21 protein-coding genes and 1 pseudogene are annotated in these 23,486 nt (G+C 73.0%); 11 read left to right on the forward strand and 11 right to left on the reverse strand.

Annotation, left to right across the window (positions count from 1 at the left end; translation table 11 throughout):
• Positions 1–9: 9 nt before the first annotated feature.
• Complete coding sequence (locus tag I6J71_RS31560) at positions 10–1,404, forward strand: FAD-binding oxidoreductase (protein WP_204090188.1); 1,395 nt, start codon at positions 10–12, stop codon at positions 1,402–1,404.
• Positions 1,405–1,504: 100 nt separating this feature from the next.
• Here the strand turns inward: I6J71_RS31560 and I6J71_RS31565 are convergent, their stop codons facing one another.
• From I6J71_RS31565 to I6J71_RS31605, 9 genes are all read right to left on the reverse strand, one after another.
• Positions 1,505–2,818, reverse strand: coding sequence for a glutamine synthetase (locus I6J71_RS31565; RefSeq protein ID WP_204097327.1), 1,314 nt, complete (start codon positions 2,816–2,818; stop codon positions 1,505–1,507).
• Positions 2,815–4,608 carry an IucA/IucC family siderophore biosynthesis protein gene (locus tag I6J71_RS31570; RefSeq protein WP_204090189.1) on the reverse strand — a complete coding sequence of 598 codons (1,794 nt, stop codon included), beginning with the start codon at positions 4,606–4,608 and terminating at the stop codon, positions 2,815–2,817. Before I6J71_RS31570 ends, I6J71_RS31565 begins: the two co-directional genes overlap by 4 nt.
• A complete protein-coding gene (locus I6J71_RS31575; RefSeq protein WP_204090190.1) occupies positions 4,605–5,900 on the reverse strand; it encodes a lysine N(6)-hydroxylase/L-ornithine N(5)-oxygenase family protein in 1,296 nt (431 codons plus the stop codon). The genes I6J71_RS31570 and I6J71_RS31575 overlap by 4 nt, the downstream gene beginning before the upstream one ends.
• Positions 5,897–7,342, reverse strand: coding sequence for an aminotransferase class V-fold PLP-dependent enzyme (locus tag I6J71_RS31580; RefSeq protein ID WP_204090191.1), 1,446 nt, complete (start codon positions 7,340–7,342; stop codon positions 5,897–5,899). Before I6J71_RS31580 ends, I6J71_RS31575 begins: the two co-directional genes overlap by 4 nt.
• A gap of 422 nt (positions 7,343–7,764) precedes the next feature.
• Complete coding sequence (locus I6J71_RS31585; RefSeq protein ID WP_204090192.1) at positions 7,765–8,718, reverse strand: LLM class F420-dependent oxidoreductase; 954 nt, start codon at positions 8,716–8,718, stop codon at positions 7,765–7,767.
• Positions 8,715–10,826, reverse strand: a complete 2,112-nt coding sequence (locus I6J71_RS31590) for a S9 family peptidase (protein WP_204090193.1) — start codon at positions 10,824–10,826, stop codon at positions 8,715–8,717. The genes I6J71_RS31585 and I6J71_RS31590 overlap by 4 nt, the downstream gene beginning before the upstream one ends.
• A 20-nt stretch (positions 10,827–10,846) precedes the next feature.
• Positions 10,847–11,698: a PPK2 family polyphosphate kinase gene (locus I6J71_RS31595; RefSeq protein WP_204090194.1), complete on the reverse strand. Its 852-nt coding sequence runs from the start codon at positions 11,696–11,698 to the stop codon at positions 10,847–10,849.
• Between the two features lie 15 nt (positions 11,699–11,713).
• Positions 11,714–12,181, reverse strand: a complete 468-nt coding sequence (locus tag I6J71_RS31600) for an SRPBCC family protein (protein WP_204090195.1) — start codon at positions 12,179–12,181, stop codon at positions 11,714–11,716.
• A complete protein-coding gene (locus I6J71_RS31605; protein WP_204090196.1) occupies positions 12,178–12,510 on the reverse strand; it encodes a helix-turn-helix transcriptional regulator in 333 nt (110 codons plus the stop codon). The genes I6J71_RS31600 and I6J71_RS31605 overlap by 4 nt, the downstream gene beginning before the upstream one ends.
• A 144-nt stretch (positions 12,511–12,654) precedes the next feature.
• On the opposite strand from I6J71_RS31605, the gene rocD reads away from it, so the two are divergent.
• Positions 12,655–13,890, forward strand: a complete 1,236-nt coding sequence (gene rocD, locus I6J71_RS31610; protein ID WP_204090197.1) for an ornithine--oxo-acid transaminase — start codon at positions 12,655–12,657, stop codon at positions 13,888–13,890.
• A gap of 42 nt (positions 13,891–13,932) precedes the next feature.
• Positions 13,933–15,109, forward strand: a pseudogene (locus I6J71_RS51255) (DUF2252 family protein).
• A 27-nt stretch (positions 15,110–15,136) separates the two neighbouring features.
• On the opposite strand, the gene I6J71_RS31620 reads toward I6J71_RS51255, so the two are convergent.
• Positions 15,137–16,015, reverse strand: coding sequence for an FAD-dependent oxidoreductase (locus I6J71_RS31620; RefSeq protein WP_204090198.1), 879 nt, complete (start codon positions 16,013–16,015; stop codon positions 15,137–15,139).
• A gap of 104 nt (positions 16,016–16,119) precedes the next feature.
• Between I6J71_RS31620 and I6J71_RS31625 the strand changes: the two genes are divergently transcribed.
• A complete protein-coding gene (locus I6J71_RS31625) occupies positions 16,120–16,695 on the forward strand; it encodes a phosphatase PAP2 family protein (protein ID WP_239154030.1) in 576 nt (191 codons plus the stop codon).
• On the opposite strand, the gene zapE is transcribed toward I6J71_RS31625, so the two are convergent.
• On the reverse strand, positions 16,658–17,617 hold the full coding sequence (zapE, locus tag I6J71_RS31630; RefSeq protein ID WP_204097328.1) for a cell division protein ZapE: 960 nt from the start codon (positions 17,615–17,617) through the stop codon (positions 16,658–16,660). The two genes, I6J71_RS31625 and zapE, sit on opposite strands and share 38 nt — an antisense overlap.
• A 165-nt stretch (positions 17,618–17,782) precedes the next feature.
• Between zapE and I6J71_RS31635 the strand changes: the two genes are divergently transcribed.
• From I6J71_RS31635 to I6J71_RS31665, 7 genes are all read left to right on the forward strand, one after another.
• On the forward strand, positions 17,783–18,529 hold the full coding sequence (locus I6J71_RS31635; protein ID WP_204090199.1) for a pyrimidine reductase family protein: 747 nt from the start codon (positions 17,783–17,785) through the stop codon (positions 18,527–18,529).
• On the forward strand, positions 18,529–19,071 hold the full coding sequence (locus I6J71_RS31640; RefSeq protein ID WP_204090200.1) for an RNA polymerase sigma factor: 543 nt from the start codon (positions 18,529–18,531) through the stop codon (positions 19,069–19,071). The genes I6J71_RS31635 and I6J71_RS31640 overlap by 1 nt, the downstream gene beginning before the upstream one ends.
• Entirely contained in the window at positions 19,071–19,511 is a 441-nt protein-coding gene (locus I6J71_RS31645; protein ID WP_204090201.1) for a hypothetical protein, read from the forward strand. Before I6J71_RS31640 ends, I6J71_RS31645 begins: the two co-directional genes overlap by 1 nt.
• Before the next feature lie 229 nt (positions 19,512–19,740).
• Complete coding sequence (locus I6J71_RS51260) at positions 19,741–19,878, forward strand: hypothetical protein (RefSeq protein ID WP_370541998.1); 138 nt, start codon at positions 19,741–19,743, stop codon at positions 19,876–19,878.
• The gene (locus I6J71_RS31655) at positions 19,872–20,114 is read left to right on the forward strand and encodes a hypothetical protein (RefSeq protein WP_204090202.1); all 243 of its coding nucleotides are present in this window, start codon (positions 19,872–19,874) and stop codon (positions 20,112–20,114) included. Before I6J71_RS51260 ends, I6J71_RS31655 begins: the two co-directional genes overlap by 7 nt.
• A 26-nt stretch (positions 20,115–20,140) precedes the next feature.
• Positions 20,141–21,220 carry an ATP-dependent DNA ligase gene (locus I6J71_RS31660; RefSeq protein WP_204090203.1) on the forward strand — a complete coding sequence of 360 codons (1,080 nt, stop codon included), beginning with the start codon at positions 20,141–20,143 and terminating at the stop codon, positions 21,218–21,220.
• Between the two features lie 77 nt (positions 21,221–21,297).
• On the forward strand, positions 21,298–22,866 hold the full coding sequence (locus tag I6J71_RS31665) for an alpha/beta hydrolase (protein WP_204090204.1): 1,569 nt from the start codon (positions 21,298–21,300) through the stop codon (positions 22,864–22,866).
• Positions 22,867–23,486: the final 620 nt, after the last annotated feature.

Here is a 23,486-nt window from a genome sequence, read left to right on the forward strand (position 1 = left end):
AGAAGCCGCATGACCACCATCACCGCACCGTTCCCGGAGCTCGCCCTCGCACTGCGCGGCGACCTCGTGACACGCGGCGACGAAGGCTACGAGCAGGCGCGTGCCGTCTACAACGGAATGATCGACAAGCACCCGTCCGCCATCGCCTTCTGCCGCGACACCGCCGACGTCGTCACGTGCGTGAATTTCGCCCGGCAGAACCACATCGACCTCGCCGTGCGCGGCGGCGGGCACAACGCCGGCGGGCTCGGCATCGCCGACGACGCTCTCGTGATCGACCTTTCGGCCCTGCGCAGCACGACGGTCGACCCCGAAACCCGCACCGTGCGTGTCGACGCCGGCTGCACGTGGGGCGACGTCGACCACGCGACCGTCGCGTTCGGCATGGCGACCCCGTCGGGCATCATCTCCTCCACCGGCGTCGGCGGGCTGAGCCTCGGCGGCGGCATCGGCTACCTCGCCCGGCGCTTCGGGCTGACGGTCGACAACCTGCTGTCCGCCGACGTCGTCCTCGCCGACGGCAGCTTCGTGCACGCCAGCGAGAAGTCGCACCCGGACCTGTTCTGGGCGCTGCGCGGCGGTGGCGGGAACTTCGGCGTGGTCACGTCGTTCACCTTCCGCTGCCACGACATCGGCGAACACGGCACCGTCATCGCCGGGCCGGTGCTCTACGCACTGGAGGACACCGAAGACGTCCTGCGCTGGTACCGCGAACTGCTGCCGTCGCTGCCCGAAGAGCTCAGCGGCTGGTTCGGGCTGCTGACCATCCCGCCCGCACCACCGTTCCCCGAGGAGCTGTGGGGCCGCAAGGCGTGCGGCATCGTCTGGTGCTACACGGGTTCCCACGCCCGTGCGGACGAGGTGCTGGAGCCCGTGCGCTCGTTCGGTTCGCCATTGGTCGTCGGACTGATGGAGATGCCGTTCACGGCACTGCAGAGCGCGTTCGACGCCCTCTACCCCTCGGGCCTGCAGTGGTACTGGCGAGCCGACGTCACCACGGAGATCTCCGACGAGGCGATCGCGATCCACCGCCGCTTCGGGGAAGCCCTGCCCACCGGGCACTCGTCCATGCACCTGTACCCGATCGACGGCGCCGCGGCGCGCGTCGCCCCCGACGCGACGGCGTTCCCGTACCGCGACGGCGGCTGGTCCGGCGTGATCGTGGGCGTCGATCCCTCACCCGACAACCGGGAAGTGATCACGCGCTGGACGAAGGACTACTGGACCGAGCTGCACCCGACCTCGGCCGGTGGTGCGTACGTGAACTTCATGATGGACGAGGGCGACGACCGCGTCCGGGCCGCCTACCGCGGCAACTACGAGCGGCTGGCCTTGGTTAAGGAGCGCTACGACCCGAAGAACCTGTTCCACGTCAACCAGAACATCCGGCCTGCCGGCGGATGATTCCGGGGTGCGGGGGCAGCTGCGGTGCGGTGGTCGGGAGCGCACCGCAGCACCCCGGTCTCCGGGCCCTCGCGCGCAGTGGATCCCAGCGCGCGGCGGGTTACGAACGGAGCGCACCACGGCGGCGCTGGACGTCGGTGACGGCGTCCAGGCCCGAGTCCAGCTCCTCGCGGAGCACCGTGAGCTGCTGAGTGGCGAGTTGCCTGCCCAGCAGCTCTTCCACGCGCCCCTTTTCCAGCTCCGCCAAGGCGTCCCACGGTGTGGCCGCCAGCTCGCCGACGGCCGGGCCGGGCTCCGGCGGCGTCAGGCCGTCGACGACGCCCGCGCGGCCGGCCGCCAGCAACGCGGCGACCACGAGGTGCGGCTGGGCGTCCGCGCCGGCGAAGCGGAACTCCAGGCGCGGCGCGTCGGCGCGGCCGCACAACCGCACGGCCGCGGTGCGGTCGTCAGGGCCCCAGCGAAGCACACGCGGCGAGAACGGCGCGGTGCGCAGGCGGACGTAGCTGTTCCACGTCGGTGCCCACAGCGCGGTCAGGGCCCGCGCGTCGCGCAGCACCCCGGCGAGGAACGCGCCGAGGCCGAACGGGAAACCCGCCGGTCCGTCCGGTGTGGACAGTGAGAGGTGGACGTGGCACGAGTTGCCCTGGCCCGCTTCCGGGGCGGCGAGGTAGTCCGCCCGCGCGCCGTGGGCCGCGGCCGTGCGGCGCGTGAGCAGCTGGAGCAGCAGGGCGTCGTCGCACGCGGACAGGGCGTCGCGGTGGCGCAGCACGATCTCGTACTGGCCGGGGTGGCATTCGGCGCGGGCGGATTCGACGCCGAGCCCCGCCGCGGCCGAGCGCAGGTCCGTGAGCAGCGGCACCAGGCGTTCGGTGCCGCCCACCGCGTAGTCCACGCCGTGGCCGGTCAACGGCACGCCGTCGGCGTCTCGGAACACGACCTCGTGCTCAAGGCCCACCGACGGCACCAGCCCCAGTTCTTCGAGCTCCGCCAGCTGTGCGCGCAGCACCGAGCGCGGTGCGAGGGCCGCCGGTACCCCGGACGGCAGTTCGGCGTCGCACACCACCGCCCACGTGCGGTCCCCCAGCGGGACGGCCGACGCGGCGTCGGCGCGCATCCGCAGGTCGCCGAAGCCGCCGAGATACGGCCGCAGGACGTCGTTGTCCGGCAACGGATCCCGGGCCGGGGTCCACGCGAAGACGTAGCTGCACACGCCGTAACCGTCGTCGAGCACCTCGGCCGCGAACGGCGCTTCGAGTTCCACCGCGGCGAACCGCGCGTGCGGATCGGGCACGAGCAGCACGAGCCGCGTGCCGGCTTCGGCGAGCACGCGCCGCAGCACCGCCACCGCGGCCGAGCCCGCCTCGGCGCGCACCGCGAGGGAGCGCGCGCCGACGGGCCGGTCGAACGGCGTCACCACGCGCCGTCCGGATCGGGCGCGTGCAACGAGTTCGGCACGCGGCCCCAGCGCACGTCGAACTCGTCGTCGCGCTCCACCTTGTCGAAACCCTGCCCCGCGAAGTGCTCGCGGTTGAGGGTGACGCGCTCGACGTCGGGCGCGAACAGCAGGCACGCGTCGAACCGCTCGGCCACGTCCGGGTTCTCGTCGCGGTAGCGGCCGACGACCGCGCGCACCAGGGCCCAGAAGTCCGCGCGGGCCAGGCCGAGGTCGTCGAGCAGCACCTCGGCCCAAAACCGCAGCTGGCCGGAGAACACTGAGCTGAACAGCGACTGCGCGAGCAGGTGCGCCGGCCAGCGCAGCATGTCGGCGCCGGCTTCGGGCGGCAGGTCGGCGTAACAGGGGAGCTCTTCGTCGAGCAGGTCCACGCCCTGCGCGAAGTCCTTGATCGCCACCCGCACGGGCCGCCCCTCACCGTCGACGATCAGGATCAGGTTCTGGCCGTGGGGGCAGAAGCCGACGCCGTAGCGCAGCAGCCACTGCAGCAACGGCGTGAGCAGCAGGTCGAACAGGCCCGCGAGCCACGCTTCGGCGCCGTCACCCGACCGCATGATCAGCCGGGTCAGCACGGTTTCGCCCGCCGCGTCGCGGTAAGGCAGCGCGGCGAACGAGATCGCGTGCTCCCCCTCGGCGAGCGTCGCGACGAGCGGCTCGCGCCACAGCGCGCCGAGCGTCTCGTGGAACCGGTACGGCAGCTCGTCGAGCGCGCCGAACAGCGGGTGGCACACGGACACGCTCGCCACCTCGCCGAGCAACGTGAACCGGTACTTCTCCGACAGCAGCGGGTCGGCCGCGTCGATCCCCCGCAGCCACTCGGTGACCGCCGGCCCCGCGAGCGTCGCCGCGGAATTGAGGCCGCGGTAGACGAGCGTGTTGCGCACCGACACCGCGGTCTTGACGTCGTGGCGCTGGGGGCGGCTGCGGTTGGCGAGCGTGCGCACGGTCTGGTGCGGCCGGTAGGCGTCAGCGCTCTTCCCCAGCTCGACCATCCGGCCGGTGGCCAGTTCGGCGGCGTAGAGCGTGCCGAGGATCTCGTCGGCCTGCCACGGGTGCACCGGCACCCACACGTAGTCCGCGGGATCACCGACGGCGGCGACACGCGCGGTGAACTCCTCGCGTTGGGCCGCATCCAGCTCTTCGCGCAGCAGCACGGAAGCGTCGAGCCCGGCGACGCTGCGGAACTGCGCGAGGTCGCGGTGCACGGCGAACCACCGCAGATGCACATCGGCGCCGGCTTCCGGGGCGTAGCGGGCGCGATCGGCCGCGGAGAAGCCGACGCGGCCCTTGTTGAGCACGAGCCGCGGGTGACCGGTGAGGTGCCCGTCGGCGAGGTTGTAGTCCATCGTGGACAGTTCGGCCGCCGTCGGCGCCCGGCGCAGCCGCGCCGCTTCGTTGGTGACGGTCGCGGTCAGCTCGGCCAGGACGTCGGCGAGCCGCAACCCGGTGAGCCCCAGCGTTTCACGTGCGTCGACGACCAACGTGCGCGGGTCGTCGGCCAGCGCTTCGGCGTCGTTCTCCCGTCGCACGGCGCTGCCGGGCAGCACCGTCCACGATTCGAACGCGCCGCGGCGGGCCTCGAAGCGGTACGAGACGCCGCCGGGCAGCTCGAGGTGCCATGTGCGGTGGCCGGCGCGGGTCGGTTCGCCGGGCTGCGGCCGCAGCATCGCCTCGTAGGACAGCTCGCCGAGCATCTTGTGCGTCACGAGCGAACCGGCGGCCCGCCAGGCGGCGGCTTCGGTCAGGGTCACTGCTCCTCCGGGTCAGCTAGGCCGAACGTGGTGAACGCCGTGCGCTCGGGCAGGTCGTAGACGGCCTTGCCGCACACGGAGTTGAGGATCGCCGCGGCGCGCCAGGCACCGAGCCCGAGGTCGGGCGCGCCGGGGCCGTGGGTGTGGCGCTCGGCGTTCTGCACGAACACCGAGCCGGTCACACCGGCGCCGAGTGCCAACCGGTTGTCGGCCTGGACGGCAAGCCGCCCGCGACCGTCGCGCCGCACGTCGAGTGCACGCAGCAACGGCTCGATGGGCGTCTCCGCGTAGCCGGTCGCGGCGACCACGGCGTGCGTGTGGTGCGTGGCGGTGCGGCCCTGGTCGACGTGCCGCAGGCCCAGCTCGATGCCGTCCGCCTCAGCGGCGGCCGCGACCACCTCGACGCCAGGCGTGAGCGCCGCACCGGGCCAGCCGCCGCCGATGCTGCGGCGGTACAGCTCGTCGTGGATCGCGGCGATGGTCTCGGCGTCGATCCCCTTGTACAGCTGCCACTGCGCCGGCAGCAGCCGGTCGCGGACCGCTTCGGGCAGTCCGTGGAAGTACGCCGTGTAGTCCGGCGTGAACTGCTCCAGGCCCAGCTTCGAGTACTCCATGGGCGCGAACGCCGGGGTGCGCGCGAGCCAGCGCAGACCGTCCACAGTGGAGCGCGCGCGCAGGAGGTCGAGGAACACCTCGGCTCCCGACTGCCCCGAGCCGACCACGGTTACCGTCTCCGCGGCCAGCAGCTGGGCGCGGTGGCGCAGGTAATCGGCGGAGTGCAGGGCGAGCACGCCTTCGTCGGCCACCAGGTCCCGCAACGGTTCCGGCACGCTCGGCCGGGTGCCGACACCGAGCACGACCGACGCCGCGAGCACGGGCTCGGCGCCGGTGACGGTCAGCTCGAACGCGTCCTGCGCCGCGACCCAGCGGATGCCGGTGACCTCGTGGCCGAAGCGGCACGCGGGCAGCCGGGCGGCAGCCCAGCGGCCGTAGTCGTCATACTCCGCCCGGGGCAGGTGGAAGCGTTCGGCGAAGTAGAACGGCAGCAGGCGGCCGCGTTCGCGCAGGTAGTTGAGGAACGAGTGCCGGCTCGTGGGGTCGACGAGCGACACGAGGTCGGCGAGGAAGGGCACCTGCAGCGTCGCACCGTCGACGAGCAGCCCCGGGTGCCAGCGGAACTCGGGGCGCGCGTCGAAGAGCACCACGTCGAGCTGGTCTAGTGGATCGGCCAGCGCGGCGAGCGACAGGTTGAACGGCCCGATGCCGACGCCCGCGAGGTCGAAGGGCCTCACGAGGCGACCGGGCTCTGCGGGGCCGGCGCGATCCGCTCGGCCGCCGCGGTCTCGGCCACGCGGTCGAGCAGTGCGGTGTAGTCCTGCGCGGTGGTGTGCGGGTGCAGCAGGGTGAGCTTGAGCCACAGCTGGTTCGCCCCATCGGGCCCGGTCGGCAGCGCGCCGCGGCCGATCACCGCGGTGCCGGCTTCCAGCAGTGTCCGGCGCACGCGGGCCACGAGGTCGTCACCGGCTCCCCGTGGGCGGAACACCACTGTGGACAGTTCGGGGCGGCCCCACGACTGCAGGTCCGGGTGGCGCTCGACCAGTTCGTCGACCTCGGCGGCGGTGGTGCAGCAGCGTTCGACGAGCGCGCCGAGACCGTCGGTGCCGAGCGCGCGGACGGTGACGGCCATGCGGAACGCGTCCGGGCGGCGCGACGTGCGGATCGAGCGGCCCAGCAGGTCGGGCAGGCCGGCTTCGGTGTCGTCGTCGGCGTTGAGGTACTCGGCGCGCACGGTCAGCGCCGAGAGGTCGGCGGCGTCGCGGGCGGCGAGCAGGCCCGCAGCGACGGGCTGCCAGCCGAACTTGTGCAGGTCGAGCGCCACCGAGTCGGCCAGTTCGAGCCCGGCCAGCCGTGGGGCCAGTGTTTCGCTGCACAGGGCCAGGCCGCCGTACGCGGCGTCGACGTGCAGCCGGGCGCCGGCCAGGCGGCAGATCCGCGCGAGCTCCGGCAGGGGGTCGATGCGGCCGGTGTTCGTGGTGCCGGCGGTGGCGACGACGACAGCGGACGCGCCGAGCGGCGCCAGGGCTTCGGCCAGAGCCGCCGGGATCATGCGGTCGTCGGCGCACGGCACGACGACGGGAGCCGGGAGACCCAGCAGCCAGGCGGCGCGCGCGACGCTGTGGTGGGCGTTGGTGCCGCAGACCGGGCGGACGGTGCTGCCGGTCGTTTCCCGGGCCAGCAAGAGGCCGAGGAGGTTGGACTCGGTGCCGCCGGAGGTGACGACTGCGTCGGCGTTCGGCGCGCCGGGGAAGCAGAGGCGGGCGATGCCGGAGGTGAACTCGGCTTCCAGCTCACTCGCCATCGGCGCCTGGTCCCAGGAGTCCATGGAGGGGTTCATGGCCGCGGCGACGACGTCGGCGGCGACCGAGACGGCCAGCGGCGGGCAGTGGAGGTGGGCGGCACAAGCCGGGTCCGCGGGGTCGGCGGAGCCGGCGGCCAGGAGGGTGGCGTAGTCCTCCAGGGCCCGTTCGGCGCCGATGCCCGTTTTCGGGAGTGACTTGCCGGCGCCGGAGGCCGCCAGGGCGGCGGCGACAGCGGCGGGACCGCCGGCGGGGATGGGGCCGTTGCGTTCGGCTACACCTGCTGCCAGGCCGCGGAGGGCCGAAGGGAGCAGAGCTGTGAGGTGGTCGGTACCGGTGCGGCCGCCGGCCAGCCACGTTGCCGAATCTCCGCCCATGGAGCCGCCTTTCTTAGGGTAACCTTGCCTACCCTACGCAACAATACGGACACCCAGGGAGAGGGGGCTCGGTGGGTGTCGCCTCTTTCAGGATGGAGGGGTTGAGGTGGTGATGCGTCGGCCATTCGTGTTCTGGCTCGGGTGGGGTAGCAGTCCGGCCGCGGTGGCTGCGCGGGCGCGGACGGCTCGTCGCGGCGGCGGGGAGTGGGCGCCTTCGACTCGTCGCGCTGGCGCGCGACATCGTCGGGCGTAGGGCGCGCGAGGCACCCCGATTTTTGAGTGTCTCTGAGGAGAGCGGGGATTGAGGTGCCGGCCGGGGGCTGGGTGCGCTGGTGAGGTGCGTAGGGCCCCGGCGGTTGAGTTGTGGTGGTGCGGTGCGTATCGCTCTGGCGATTTGGGTGTGGTGGTGGTTTGTCTAGTGGTCAGCGTTGGGGGGCCAGGCCCCTGACCAGTTCGAAGGGGTCGTTGCCGGTGGGGAGGAGGGCGATGATGGGGGTGGTCAGGCCGTTGTCTGCATAGGACTGGACCTGGTCGCGGCAGGATTCGACGGTGCCGTGGATGACCAGGGAGTCGACGACGTCGTCGGGGATGAGGGTGTTGGCCTTCTTTCGGTCGCCGGCGGCCCAGGCTTCGTGCATGGGGGCGAGGGCGTCCTTGCGGCCGAGCCAGTCGTGGAACTTGGCGTAGACGGGGACGGTCAGGTAGCTGGAGATCATCATCCGGCCGAGCGCGCGGGCGGTGTCTTCGTCTTCCGTGGGGCAGACGAAGATCCGGGCGGCGAGTTCGACGTCGGGGCCGATGACCTCGCGGATCTTCGGGACGTCGGTGGCGGCGAGCCAGTTGGTGATGGCGCCGTCCGATTCCTGGGCGGCCAGGCGGAGCATGCCGGGGCGCAGGGCGGCCAGCATGATGCTCGGGGCCGGATCCGGCGAGCGCTCGAGGCGGAACTTGGTCACGGAGAAGGTGTCGTACTTCTCCGACACCTTCTCGCCCGCCAAGGCCGAGCGCAGGAAGTGCAGCGTGTCGCGGGTGCGGGCGAACGGCTCGTCGAACGAACCACCGTTCCAGTTCTCGACGATGACCGGCGACGAGGCGCCGATGCCGAGGACGAAGCGGCCCGGGGCGAGTTCCGCGAGCGTCGACGCGCTCATGGCCAGCAGGCCCGGCCCGCGCGTGTACACCGGCACGATCGCGGTGCCCAGGCGCAGCTGCGGAGCCCACTGGCTGGCCAGCACCAACGGCGCGAACGCGTCCGTCCCGGCGGTTTCGGCGGTCCAGGCGTCGGTGTAGCCGAGGTCGGGCAGCTGCTCGATCAGCTCGCGGTGCTGGGTGAGCGGCACCCCCGTGAGCGGGATGGTCAGACCCCAGCGGTTCATGCGTTCTCCTTGTCGACGGCGACAGCGGCGAGCTCACGCAGGATCCAGTCGACCTGCGTGCGCATCAGGTTCTCCGCGACCTCCTCGGCCTGCGGCGTCATGTGGGTGGCCCCGGCGAGCGGCAGGAACACGTGCGGCCGCCCGTGGGCGAGCAGCGCGCCGGACAACCGCAGCGAGTGCGCGGGGAACACGTTGTCGTCGGCGAGGCCGTGCACGATGAGCAGCGCGCGGGACAGCTCACCGGCGTCGGCGAGCAGCGAGTTGCGCTCGTAGACCTCGGGCGCGTCCTGCGGCTTGCCCAGGTAGCGCTCTGTGTAGTGCGTGTCGTACAGGGCCCAGTCGGTGACCGGGGCGCCGGCGACGGCGGCGTGGAAGACGTCCGGACGCCGCAGCACGGCGAGCGCGGACAGGTAACCGCCGTAGGACCAGCCGCGGATCGCGACGCGTTCGAGGTCCAGTTCGGGGTGCTCGGCCGCGGCCGCGCGCAGCGCGTCGACCTGGTCGGCCAGCGTCACCTCCGCCAGCTTGCCGGCGACCGCCCGCTCCCACGCCGCGCCGCGGCCGGGGGTGCCGCGCCCGTCGGCCACGAGCACGGCGAAACCCTGGTCCGCCAGCCACTGCGGCGTGAGGAACGCGTTGCGGCTCTGCAGCACGCGCTGCGCGTGCGGACCGCCGTAGGGGTCCATCAGCACGGGCAGCTTGCCCTCGCTCGGCTCGTACCCGCGCGGCAGCACGAGCGCGGCCCGCAGCCCCCGCTCCCCTAGCGTGAGCCACCGCAGGTTCGGCTCCACCTCGGGGTCCACAGTGGAGGATTGGATCCGGCCGGCGGGCTCGCCGTCGCGCAGCACGGTGACCACCGGGCCGCTGTGCGCGAGGCTCCATTCCGTGAGCACGGTCAGCTCCGCGCTGCCCGCGCCGACGTGCACGCCGTTCGCGGCCGAGAGCTGCCGCACGCCGCCGTTTTCCGTGCGGTAGACGTGGATCTGCGTCGGGTCGTCCGCCGACGCGGTGAAGAGCACCTCGGCGCCGACGTGCTGCACCGCGCGCAGCTGCAGGCCCGGCGGAGTGACGGGCTCGCCGGCGACGTACAGCCGGTGATCGCCGTCCGCGGCGCTGGTGGTGACGAGCCGCCCGTCGGCCGTCCACGCGGGCACGCCCGGGAGGATGTCGACCCAGACGTCGTCGGTGTCGGTGACCAGTTCGGTCACGGACCCGGCGGCCGGGTCGAGGGCCAGCACAGTGATCCGCTTCTGGTCGCGCGGCTGCACCGCGAGCAGCGGCGCACCGCCGGCCGACCAGTGGACCGTGACCAGGTATTCCCAGTCGCCGCGCTCGACGTCGACACGGCTGCCGTCCAAGCCCAGCACCGAAAGCGACACCTCGGCGTTGGCCGCGCCGGCCGCGGGGTACGCGACGACGTTCGCGGGACGGTCGGGGTTCGCCGGGTCGCCGATCGTCCAGCGCGGCACCGGGCCGCGGTCGGAGCGCTCCGCGATGAGGCTGCGCCCGTCCGGCGCCCACCAGTAGCCGCGCGTGCGGTCCATCTCCTCGGCGGCGATGAACTCCGCGAGCCCCCAGGCCACGTCGTCGCCGTCTTCCTCGACGAGCGCGCGGTCCTCGCCCGTGGCCAGCTCGATCACGCGCAGCCGCCGGTCGCGGACGTAAGCCACGTGCGTGCCGGTCGGGTTGGGCCGCGGGTCGACCACCGAACCGTCCACGAGGACGGCGGTCGCGCCCGTGGCCAGGTCGAGTGTGTAGAGCTTCCCGGACAGCGTGAAGGTGACCACGGTGAACGCGTCGTCCACGCCGTAGGCCACCACGCCGCCGCCGGTCTCCCGCGCTCGCTCGCGGCGCGCCCGCTCCTCCGCCGGCAGGTCCTCCTCGCCGGGTAGCAGCTCCGCGGCGTCGACGAGCTTGGTCTCCGTGCCGTTCGCGAGGTCCAGCGACCACAGGCTGTGCCGCAGGTCGGTGCCGGTTTCGCTGCGCAGGAACAGCACCCGCGAACCGTCCGGGGAGACGCGGAACTGTTTGGGCGCGCCGAGGGTGAAGCGCTGCGTGCGCGCCTGGCGGCGGAGGAACGAGAGGTCGTCGAGAGCAGAGTCGGTCACGCCCGCACTCTTCCAGACGATCAGGCCGGCACGCCATCACCCCGCAGCCGGGAAAGCTCTCCGGCCACGTCGAAGTGCGGATCCGGGAACGCGGGCGCGAGCTCGGTGAGCGTCTCGATCAGCAGCTCCGCGACGGCCCAGTTGCGGTACCACTTGCGGTCGGCGGGCACGACGTACCACGGGGCGTGCGGGGTAGACGTGCGCGCGAACACGTCGGAGTAGGCCTGGGCGTACGCGCCCCAGTGGCCGCGCGCTTCGACGTCGGACGGCGAGAACTTCCAGAGCTTCTCAGGCGTTTCGAGCCGCGCGACGAGCCGGCGCAGCTGCTCTTCGGGCGAGATGTGCAGGAACACCTTGACGATCGTGGTGCCCTCGGCCACGAGCTCCTTCTCGAACGCGTTGATCTGCGAGTAGCGGCGGCGCCGCTCGGCCGCGCTCAGCTGCCCGGACACGCGCGGCACCAGCACGTCCTCGTAGTGCGACCGGTCGAACACCCCGAGCTGGCCCGGTGCCGGCAGCTCGCGGCGCACCCGCCACAGGAAGTCGTGGCGACGCTCGGCCGGCGTGGGCGCCTTGAACCCCTTGTAGCGCACACCCATCGGGTTCACCAGCCCCAGCACGTGCCGGACGGTGCCGCCCTTGCCGGAGGTGTCCATGCCTTGCAGCACCAGCAGCACGCTGCGGCCGCCGCCGGCCTGGCCCTCGGCGTACAGCGCCTCCTGCAGGGCGTCGAGCCGTTCGCCCGCGGTGGCGAGCTTCTTCTCGCCCTTGGTCTTCTTGCCCGGCCCGACCGGTGACGAGCCCGGGTGCGGCAGCTGCGCGCCGGCGCGCAGCGCGTCGCGCACCCGGGTCCCGTTGTCCTTCTTCGCCATCCGGCGACGATAACCTCAAGCGGCGGCCTTCGCGGCGAAGATCTTCAGCAGCCCGGTCCAGCCGCCCTCGGTGTCCACCCCGTCGTAGACCTGCTGTGCGGTCGCGCCGTGGCGTTCGAACTCGCGGTGCTCGATCTCGACTCGCGTGGTCCCCGGCCCCTCTTCGGTGAACAGGACCTCGATCTCGCTCGCGTGCGCCGGGTCCGGGTCGACCTTCCAGTCGCCGTCGATGTGCCACGACAGAACCACTCGGCCGGGTGGCTCCCACGCGAGCACGCGGCCCCAGCCGCATTCGGACCCGTCGACGAGCCGCTCGAACCAGCGGCCGCCTTCGCGCGGCTCCAGCACGGCTTCGGCGAGGGCCGCCTCGCCCAGGTGGTGCTCGCGCGGCCACCAGCTGTCGAAACCCTCGGTGTAGACCTTGAACGCGTGCGCGCGCGAGCAGGCGACGGTGATCGATTTGCGGATCGGTTCGAGTGTCATGACTGTTCGCTTCCTTCGCTTTCCGCAGTGGATTCGGCTTGCCGGGCGAACGAACTCAGCGCGTCGGACCACATCCGGTCGAGGTAGGCGCGCAGCGCGGCGATCCCGTCGGGCCGGAGCCGGTACAGCCGTTTCGTCCCCTCCGCCCGATCGGTGACCAGGCCGGCCTCCTTCAGCACCTTGAGGTGCTGCGACACGGCGGGACGGCTGATCGGCAACGTCGCGGCCAGCTCTCCGACCGCGCGCGGCCCGGCGCGGAGCGCTTCGACGATCGCGCGCCGCGAGGGGTCGGCGAGAGCGGTCAGCTGCTCGCTTCCGTAAGTCGCCACGAACCGTAAGCTACGGCTTACCAATGATCGAGTCAACGATGTGCAGCGATTCGCCGTTCCAGCCGCCCGAGTGCGCAACGAATGGCGGGTGAAAGCAACGTTTCCCGGCTGAAACTCCCCCCGCGTTCGATCTAGCCTGAACGCATGACGACGTTCGCCGGTCGGGAGACCGCCAGCCCTGCCTCCACCGCCGGCTTCATCGAGCTCGACGAGCGGTGGAGCACGCACAACTACCACCCGCTGCCGGTCGTGATCGCCGAAGCCGAAGGCGCCACGGTGACCGACGTCGAGGGCAAGTCCTACCTCGACTTCCTGTCCGGCTACTCCGCCCTGAACTTCGGGCACCGCCACCCCGCGCTGATCGCCGCAGCCGTCGAGCAGCTGGGCAAGGTCACACTGACCTCGCGCGCGTTCCACCACGACCAGCTCGGCCTGTTCTGCCGCGAGCTCGCGGAGCTGACCGGCACCGAGATGGTGCTGCCGATGAACTCCGGCGCCGAGGCCGTGGAGTCGGCCGTGAAGGTCGCGCGCAAGTGGGCACACCAGGTCAAGGGCGTGCCCGACGGCACCGCCGAGATCGTGGTCGCCGGCTCCAACTTCCACGGCCGCACGACCACGATCGTCTCGTTCTCCACCGACGACACCGCGCGCGCCGGCTTCGGGCCGTTCACGCCGGGGTTCGTGACAGTGCCCTACGGCGACGCGGCCGCGGTGCGCGCCGCGATCACCCCGCGCACGGCCGCGGTGCTGCTCGAACCGGTACAGGGCGAGGCCGGCGTGATCGTGCCGCCCGCCGGCTTCTTCGCCGACGTGCGGCGCGCGTGCGACGAGAACGGCGTGCTGCTGATCGCCGACGAGATCCAGTCGGGCCTCGCCCGCACGGGCACGGTGCTGGCGCTGGACCACGAGGGCGTGCGCGCCGACGTCTACACGCTCGGCAAGGCTCTCGGCGGCGGCATCCTGCCGGTGTCGGCCGTGGTCGGCAGCCGCGACGTGCTCGGCGTGCTCAAGCCCGGCGAGCACGGCTCGACCTTCGGCGGCAACCCCGTCGCGTGCGCGGTCGGCCGCGCCGTCATCCGCCTCTTGGCGACCGGCGAGTTCCAGCAGCGCTCCACCGAGCTCGGGGCGCACCTGCACGAACGCCTGTCCGCGCTCGTCGGCCACGGCCTCGCCGCCGTCCGCGGCCGCGGCCTGTGGGCCGGTGTCGACATCGCGCCGGGCGGCCCGTCCGGGCGCGCCGCGTCGGAGGCCCTGGCCGGGCTTGGCGTGCTGTGCAAGGAAACGCACGACCACACGCTGCGGATCGCGCCGCCGCTGGTGATCACGCGCGACGAGCTCGACCGCGGCATCGACGCGGTCGCCCAGGTGGTGCGTCCGTAACCACCCGGGAGCGTTTCGCCCGGGGCGCTCGTTCAGTCCGCTATGGCGCGGCTGTACGCGCGGGGCAAGGAGCTGTGCGACCGCGCACCGGTCGAGGCCTACGACCACCCGGCCGCCGGCGAACGTCGGCCGGGCGTGCGCGAGTACTTCGAGGCGAGCAACGCGGGCCGGCTGCCCGAACTGGTCGAGCTGCGGCGGGAGCGGATGGCGGCGTCGCCCTTCACGTTCTTCCGCGGCGCGGCCGGGCTGCTGGCGGCCGACCTCGCGGGCTCGCCGTCGGCAGGGCTCACGGCGCCCCTGTGCGGCGACGCCCACGCGGCCGACTTCAGGCTCTACGGCACGCCCGAGGGCGGGATCGTCATGGACGTCAACGACTTCGACGAGACCGCGCCGGGGCCGTGGGAGTGGGATCTCATCCGGCTGTCGGCGAGCCTGGTGCTGGCCGGGCTCGAAGACGGCATCGGTGAAGCGGCCTGCCGCGAAGCCGCGGAAGACGCCGTGGAGTCGTACCGGCGCACGATCCGGGCACTGGCGCAGCTGCCGTTCCGGCGGTCGTGGCACGCGCTGCCCGACGCGTCGGTGGTGTCGAAGGCGCGCGCCGACGAGCTGATCGACGACTTCGCCGAAGCCGAGGAGAAGGCGCCCCGCGGCACCGGTTCGCCCAGGTGGCGGCCAAGTGGACGCGCCACGTCGACGACCACGAGACGAACCTGCCGCGACACCGGTTCACCCCCGACCCGCCGGTGCTGACGTCCGTGGACGAGGCGACGGCGGCTTCCGTCGCGGCCGGGCTGGTGTCCTATGTGGACACCCTGCGTGAGTCACAGCGGACGCTCGTGGCGCGCTACCGCGTGGCCGACGTCGCGTTCCGCGTGGTCAGCATGCGCAGCGTCGGGTTGCGCAGCTACGTGGTCCTGTTGCGCGAGCTCGAAAACGAAGACTTCGTGCTGCAGGTGAAGCGGGCGCAGCCGTCGGCGCTCGCGCCGTCAAGGGGGCGATCGACCCCGCCGCGCTGCGCAAGGACCACCTCGACGACTACGGCCGGCTCGCGGGCGCGTTGCTCGCGCGGGCGCATTCGCGCTCGCTGCACCCGCAGCCGCCGGACGGCTACTTCGCCGAGGACGAGGACCTCGACGAGGCGATCGGCGCGTACGCGGTGCGCTACGCCGACCAGACGGAAGCCGACCACGCCGAGTTCACGAACCTCGGGCGGCCCTGACACGGCCGGACTCGTCGAAGGTGCCGGCTAGACCAGTTCCGTCACGTCGTCCGCGCAGCCCCACGCGAGCGTGATCCCCGCGCCGCCGTGACCGTAGCAGTGGATGACGTCACCGGTGCGTTCCAGGCGGACGCTCGGGCGGCCCGGGCGCAGGCCCACGCGGGTGCCGAGGATGGCGGCGTCCGCCAGCCGCGGTTCGAGGGCGCGGCAGCGGCGCACGATGGCCGCCGCGGTGGCGGGGTCCGGCTCGAGGTCGCCGCGGCCGATCTCTTCGGTGCCGCCGCACACGACGTGGCGGCCGTGGGGGATGACATAGGCGAGATCGCCGTCGATCTCTTCGACGGACCACGACGTGAGGCCCGGGTCGGCGAGGTGCACGACCTGGCCGCGCACCGGCACCAGCGTGTCGTCGCCCGCCAGGGCACCGCCCGCCAGCCCGGTGGCGTTCACGACGACGTCGGCGTCGAGGTCGGCGAGCGACGTGACCGTGCGGTACTCGGTGCGCACGCCGCGCGCGGCGACCTCCTCGGCCAGCCACGTCAGGTACACGGGCGTGTCGACCAGCGCCGTGGTGAACGCGAGGACCGTGCCGTCTCGGGACACGTCGGTCATCGCGGCGAGCCAGGCGGGGTCGGGCGCGTCGGCGGGCACCCGGATCCAGCCCGGGAGGAACCGGATCCCGGGCGCGGCCGGCAGCGACCGGTACACGCCCACGGTCGTCGTGGTCCAGCGCGCCACGCGCTCGTCCGGCCGCACCACCGGCGGGTAGATCAAGCCGCCGGCCACGGCCGACGTCGTCTCCCCCGGCCCACCCTCGGTCACGACGGTCACGGTGTGCCCCGCTTCCGCCAGCCGGTGTGCGCAGCTCAGCCCGACGACTCCCCCGCCGGCCACGGTGATCCGCATGCAGTTCCCTCCGCTCGTGCCCCAGCACCGGTGATCGTGGCCGACGCGGGGTCACCGGCGCCACCCGCCATCCGCGTAGGCTCGCCTCGCGGAGGGGAGAGATCGTGAACCGGATCCTGGCGGTGGTGGCCGTCGTGTGCTTGCTGGCGACCGTCGCGGTGGGACTGGTCTACGCCGGCGGGCACTCCCCCGGCGCGCTCGACTCGGCGGTGGCGAACGGCGTCGCCGGCCTCGGGCGCACGACGTTCGACGTGCTCGTGCTGCCCACCGAGCCGTACGTGCTGCTGCCCGCGATCGCCGTCACAGCCGGAATCTGCGCGTACCGGCGGCGCCGGCCGGACGCGGCGCTGGCCATCGCGGCCCCGGCCGTCGCGGTGGGGCTGAACACCTGGGTGCTCAAACCGCTGTTCGACCGCTGGAAGGACGGGATCCTCGTCTACCCGAGCGGGCACACCGTGAGCCTCGTGACGGTGCTCGCCGTACTGGTCCTGCTCGCCCGGCCCAAGGCGCTGACGGTCGTGCTCGGCGTGCTTCTCCTGTGCTGCGCGGCGATCGGCATGATCGGCCTCGGCTACCACTACCTCACGGACATCGTCGGCGGCACCTTCTTCGGCACCGCCGTGGTCACCGGACTGCGGTCGGTCACACCGCGTCGCGTGCCAGCGCCGTCAGCCGGCTGACCGCACGCAGGTACTTCTTGCGGTACCCACCGTTCACCATCTCCTCGGTGAACAGCTCCGGCAGCGGCACCCCGGACACGACCACGGGGATCGCGCGGTCGTAGAGCCGGTCGGCGAAAGCCACGAGCCGCAGCCCCACGTTCTGGTCCGGCGCCGGCGTCACGTGCTTGAGGTGCACGCGCCGCACTCCGTCGAGCAGCTTGCCGTAGCGCGAGGGGTGCAGCCGGGCCAAGTGCGCCACGAGCGCGCCGAACTCGTCCACAGTGGACCCTTCGTGCGCGGCGGCGGACGCTTCGAGCTCCTCGTCGCTCACCGGCGGCGGCGCGTCGGGCAGGCCACGGTGGCGGTAGTCGGGCCCGTCGACGCGCACGACGTCGAAGCGGCGCGACAACGCCTGGATCTCGCGCAGGAAGTCCTCGGCGGCGAAGCGGCCCTCACCGAGCTTGTCGGGCAGCGTGTTGGACGTCGCAGCCACGTGCACACCGGCGTCGGTGAGCTCCTGCAGCAGCCGGCCGACGAGCGTGGTGTCACCGGGGTCGTCGAGCTCGAACTCGTCGATCGCGAGCAGCCGGTGCTCCGACAGGCGCCGCACGGCCTCGGCGAACCCGAGCGCGCCGACGAGGTGCGTGAGCTCCACGAACGTGCCGTACGCCTTGGGCGACGGCGCGTCGTGCCAGGTCGACGCCAGCAGGTGGGTCTTGCCGACACCGAACCCGCCGTCGAGGTAGAGCCCCGGCTTCGCGGCCGGCGTGGGGCCGCCGCCGCCGAAGAGCGAACGCAGTCGCGACTTCTTGGCCGGGCGCGCGCCGATCCCCCGCGCGAACGCCGAGCACGCGGCGACCGCGGCGGCCTGGCTCGGTTCGTCGGGGTTGGGCAGGTAGGTCGAGAACCTCGCCTCGCCGAAACGCGGCGGCGGCACCATCGAGGAGATCAGCTCGTCGGCCCCGAGCTCGGGAAACCGGTCTGTCAGGGCAGCAGCGGGCACGGGTGCAGAGCCTAACCGCGGCCCCGCCGCGGCCCGACGTGGTGCCCGGCCCGCGTATCCCCCGGTCGGGGCCGGGTCCGGGCGCGTGCTGGGATAGCGGGCGTGCGGAGCGTGTGGCCACCATCACCGGCCGGGACCGAGCTGTCCGACGAGGACCTGGAGCTCGTCTACGGCTACCCCGAGGACCTCCGCGGCCCGTTCGTGCAGGTCAACTTCGTGGCGTCCGCCGACGGCGCGGTGGCCGTGGAGGAGCTGTCGAAGGGGCTTTCACACCCGGCCGACCGGCGGGTGTTCCTGCTCGGACGCGACCTCGCCGACGTGATCCTCGTCGGCGGCGGCACCGTGCGCACCGAGAACTACCGCGGTGCCCGGACCAACGCCGTGCGCGCCGCGCGCCGCGCGCGGCTGGGGCTCGCGCCGGCGCCGCCGATCGCCGTCGTCACGCGCACGGCCACGCTCGACCCGGCCGGCCCGCTGTTCACGGACACGCGCGTGCCGCCACTGGTCGTCACCACGTCGCGGGCCGAGACGGGCGCGCTCGCCGAGGCCGGCGCCGATGTGCTCGTGGCGGGCGAGGACGACGTGGACCTGCCGCGTGCGCTGGCGATGCTGGCCGAGCGCGGCCTGCGGCGCGTCGACTGCGAAGGCGGTCCCGGCCTGTTCGCGCAGCTGATCGCCGACGACCTCGTCGACCAGCTGTGCCTGAGCGTCGCCCCGCTGCTGATCGGCGGCGCCGCGAGCCGGATCGCGGCGGGCCCGGCCGCCGCAGTGCCGCGCCGGCTGGACCTGGCGTCGGTCCTCGTGGAGGACGGCTTCACGCTGCTACGCTACCGGCGGGGCCGCGGCTGATGGCCGACAGCGAGGCGCTCGTCGCGGCCGCGGCGGCGGGTGACCACGCGGCGTTCGACACGCTCGTACGCCGGCACACGCCGATGATGTTCCGCGTCGCGCTGCGCATCACCGGCAGCCCGGCCGAAGCGGAGGACGTCGTCCAGGAGGCGTGGCTCGCCGCGTGGCGGTCCCTTTCGGCGTTCCGCCACGAGTCGGCCGTGTCGACGTGGCTGTACCGAGTGGTCACCAACGGCGCCCTCGCCCTGCTGCGCCGCCACCGCCCCACGGTGTCCCTCGACACCGTGTCGATCGACCAGGCGCCCGACCTCGTCGCCGTGGGTACACCCGAGCGCCAGGTCGTGCACGCCGAGCAGGTCGACGAGGTGCTGCGTGCCATCGCGCGGCTCGACGTGCCGCAGCGCGTGCCGCTCGTGCTGCGCGAACTGGAGGGACTCAGCTACGAAGAAGTGGCGGAAGTACTCGAAGTCAGCATCCCGGCCTTGCGTTCGCGTCTGCACCGGGCCAGGGTGGCGCTGCTCGGCCAGTTGAGGGAGCGGTGATGACGGAGGAGGCCATCGGCGGCCCGGCGGATCCCGAGCGGGATCCCCGCTGGGCCCTGGTGCGCGCCGCGGCCCACCGCCGCGTCGCCACGCCGCCCGGTCTCGTCGACCGCGTCCTGCGCTCGCTCGCCGTGGAACGCGAGGGCCCGCCGCTGTCCCTGCCTGCCGAGGACGGCCCGCTGTCCGTCTCGCAAGCCGCCCTGCTCCGCCTGGCCCGCACGGTCGCCACCGACCAGGCCGAAGACGTCGACGGCGTGACGGTCTCCGCCGTCGCCCTCGAGGACGGCGAACTCCAGGTCCTCACGACCGTGCGGTTGGGCACCGCCGCCGGCGAAGCCGCGCGAACCCTCCAGCGCCGCCTCACCGACGAACTCACCCGCCTGCTGCGGGCCCGGCCGCCGGTGGTGAACGTGCACGTCATCGACGTGCAGCCGCGCTGAACTCCCCTCAGTCGAGTGACTCGTCGTGAGCTTTTCGCCGGCTCGGACGTCGGAGGAGCGAGCAAGCTTCCGGCGCCGGAGCGAACACCCGCGCCGACCCCCACCGACAGCGAGGAGCGAACTCCACGGTGCAGCCGGGCCCCCGCGGGCCGAGGTCCCGGGTACCGCCATCACGACACCGCTGAACGACGACGGGGCGGCGGGCCGCACCACGATCTCCTCGCTGGTCGTGCAGGAGGTCGCCGCGCTCGCGGCGCGCGAGATCGCGGGCGTGCGCACGCCGGGCGCCGGGGTGCCGTGCGCGTTCGGGGCGCTCAAGGAGCGCCGAGCTCATCGTGACGGCCGCAGCACTCGGGCGCGGTGCTAGCCGATGCCGAAAACATCGACGGCGTCACGCGCGCCCGGGCGCGAGCCGTCGGCACGCCCGCCGAGCCGGCGCTGCGCGTGACGCGGTGGCTGAGCGAAGGCACCGACGTCCGCCGCCTCTGGGCGCACCTCGACGCGTTCGTCCTCACCCGCGCCCGCGAGGCGCTCGGGCTCGACGCGCTGCCCACCTCCGTCCGGCTCGAACTCGACACGGTGGGCCCGGCACGCGTGCGTTGACCGCGCGTTTCGCACAGAATGCCCGCATGGCCCTCCCAGTGCAGGCTCCGATCAAGCCCATGCTCGCCAAGCCGGCCAAGGCGATCCCCGACTCCGGCGGGCTGCTGTTCGAGCCCAAGTGGGACGGGTTCCGCTGCCTGGTATTCCGCGACGGCCCGGAGATCACGCTCCAGTCGCGCGCGGAAAAGCCGCTCAACCGCTACTTCCCCGAAGTCCTGGAGCAGCTGCTGGTGACGCTGCCGGACCAGGTCGTGCTCGACGGCGAGCTCGTGGTGGGGCGCGGCGGCAAGCTGGATTTCGATGCGCTGACCGAGCGCATCCACCCGGCCGACTCCCGTGTGCAACTGCTGGCCAAGGAGACGCCGGCCGAGTTCGTCGCGTTCGACGTGCTCGCGCTCGGCTCGGAGTCCTTCCTTGACGAACCGACGTCCGCGCGCCGCTCGCGGCTGGAGCTGCTCGCGGGCGACGGCGTGCACCTCACGCCGGCCACCACCGATCCGGAGACGGCGCGGCATTGGTTCGAGCTGTTCGAAGGTGCCGGTCTCGACGGCGTGATCGGCAAACCGCTCGACGAGCCGTATTCGCCGGGCAAGCGCGTGATGGTGAAGTACAAGCACTCCCGCACGGCCGACTGCGTGCTGGCCGGGCTGCGCTGGCACGTCGACGCCGCGCCGGGTGAGGCGGTCGGCTCGTTCCTGCTCGGGCTGTACGACGCAGGCGGGCTGCTGCACCACGTCGGCGTCGTCGGGTCGTTCCCGGTGAAGCGGCGCCGCGAACTGGCCGAGGAGCTGGCCCCGCTGATCACCGACGGCGAGGGCCACCCGTGGCTGGGCGACGCCGTGCGCGAGGGCCAGCGGATCCCGGGCGGGATCACGCGCTGGCGGTCGAAGGAACAGCCGTGGGTGCCGCTGCGGCTGGAGCGCGTGGTCGAGGTTTCCTACGAGCACACCGAGGGCGGCGACCCGGCGCGCTTCCGGCACACGGCGCAGTTCGTGCGGTGGCGCCCGGACCGGGAGCCGGCTTCCTGCGGGTACGCCCAGCTGGACGAGCCCGCGCGCTACGACCTGTCGGCCGTGTTCCGGGGTGAGGTCGTGCGGACCCGCTAACTGCCGTCCCACACCCGCCGTGCCAAGCTCGACGGACCGTAGCCTCGAATGCCACCGGAAGACGTGAGGACCCGCCCGTGCGCCGCCGTTCCACCAGCCGATCCTGCCTGCGCGCTCGGCTGGTGGTGGCCCTTCTGGGTGCACTGACGGTCGCGGGCTGCACGACGGGACCGTCCGTGCGCCCGGCGGTGGTGGACAACGACGGCGGCGTCACCACGCCCGCGGCGCCGAGCGCCGCGCCGGTGCCGCTGCCCCCGCTCACCGAGCCGCAGGGCGCGTCGCTGCGCTGGACCGACTGCGACGGCGACACCCGAGCACGCCTGGGTTCCCCCGGCGTGCCGACGTCGCTGCACTTCACGTGCGCGCGCATGACCACGCAGCTCGACGCGCCCGACGACACGCAGCACCTGCTCGCGCGCATCCTCGTGCTGAAGGCGGGCAACGGCCCGATCCCGTTGGTGGTCGTCAACGACGTCGGCGGCGAACCGGGTTCCGTCTTCGCCGCACGGCTGGCCGCTCAGCTGCCGCCCGCGTTCTTGCAGAAGTTCTCGCTGATCGGCGTGGACCGCCGCGGTACGGGCCTCTCGGGTGGCGTGCAGTGCGTGCCGCCGGAGGCGCGCGACGCGCTGCTGGGCGCGGACCCGGCCCAGGGCGGCCTCGGCGACGTGCTCGACGCGGCGCGCCGCGCCGGCCAGCAGTGCGCCATCGACCTCGACACCGCCCAGACTGCGCTCGACAGCTGGCGGACCGCCGGTGACCTCGACCAGCTCCGCCAGGACCTCGGCCTGCCGCGGTTGAACGCCCTCGGCCGCGGCGACGGGTCGAAGGTCCTGTCCGAGTACGCGGTGCGCTTCCCGGCCCAGGTGGGCCGCATGGTGCTCGACGGCCTGCCCGACCCGGGTGAGGACCGCGCCGCCGTCCTCGACGCCGTCGCGGCCGGCGCCGAGTCCACCTTCGACGCGTTCTCCACCGACTGCGCCTCGCGCGGCTGCCCGCTCGGCGACGCGAAAACCGCGCTCAAGCAGGTCACCGACCGCCTGCGCGCCGCGCCCGTCACGACCCCGGACGGCGTCACGATGTCCCCCGGCACCGCCAGCTACGCCGTGTACCTCGGCCTCGCCGACCGCACCCGCTGGCCCGCCCTGGCCGACGCACTGAACGCCGCGAAGACCGGCGACGTCACCGCCCTGGAGTCCTTCGCCGACCCCGTGCTGACGGACGCGGAGGGCCGCACGTCCCGCATCGGCGGCACCATCGCGACCCGCTGCAACGACAGCGCCACTCGCCTCCCCGCCGACCAGATCGACAAGGTCGCCCAGGGCATGCGCACGAAGTACCCCCAGTTCGGCGCGGCGATCGCCCAGGAACTCGCCTGGTGCGGCCCCTGGCCGGTCCGCCGCGAACCCCTCCCCGCCGCGGGCGCCCCCGGCGCGCCGCCCATCCTCGTCGCCGCCACCGCCTCCGACCCCGTCACCCCGGAGGTCGGCACGACCCGCGCCGCGGACCAGATGCCCAGCGCCGTCACCATCACCTGGCAGGGCTCCGGCCACGGCGCCCTCACCCAATCCCCCTGCGTCACCACCGCCGCCCAATCCTTCCTGATCGACGGCAAAATCCCCACCAACGGCACCCTCTGCCCCGCGTAGTGAAAATCGGCCGCCAGGCGAGGCTCACACACCACCGCCAGGGCACTACGCGCAATCACTCACCGGTGCGCCCACCGACCGCCCGATCCCACCCTGCGCCCCGCAAAGGCACAACGGCCCTGCCACGGCCGCCACGAACGAATTCGGCCCGCGCACCCGCTCAACGGCAAGAAAAGGGCCCGCCAACGCCCCCCACCCCCAAACCAATTACGAAACGAACCGCACCTACGAAGCCAAATCGATCAACCAGCCCGGCCCGACACCTCGCCGCGCACCCAACGCCGCAACAGCACAAAAAAAGGGTCCCCAAGGCCCCACACACCACCTACGAAACGACCACGGCCCACGAAGCCCGACCAGCCACCGGCCTGCACCTCGATCCCCGCTCTCCTCACGGTTCTGGGCCCTTTGTCAAGGCACGCTTTCCAGCCTTGACAAAGGGCCCAGAACCGTAGAGACACTCAAAAATCGGGGTGCCCCTTTCGGATCTCCGGCGCAACGTCGCGCGCCAGCGCGAAAAGCCGCCCGCGACCGCGCAGCCACACCGACGAGACAGCCACACCGACGAGACAGCCACACCGACGAGACAGCCACACCGGACGAAACAGCCTCACCCGACG

Origin of the sequence: Amycolatopsis sp. FDAARGOS 1241 (assembly GCF_016889705.1) — a bacterium.
Lineage (GTDB): Bacteria > Actinomycetota > Actinomycetes > Mycobacteriales > Pseudonocardiaceae > Amycolatopsis.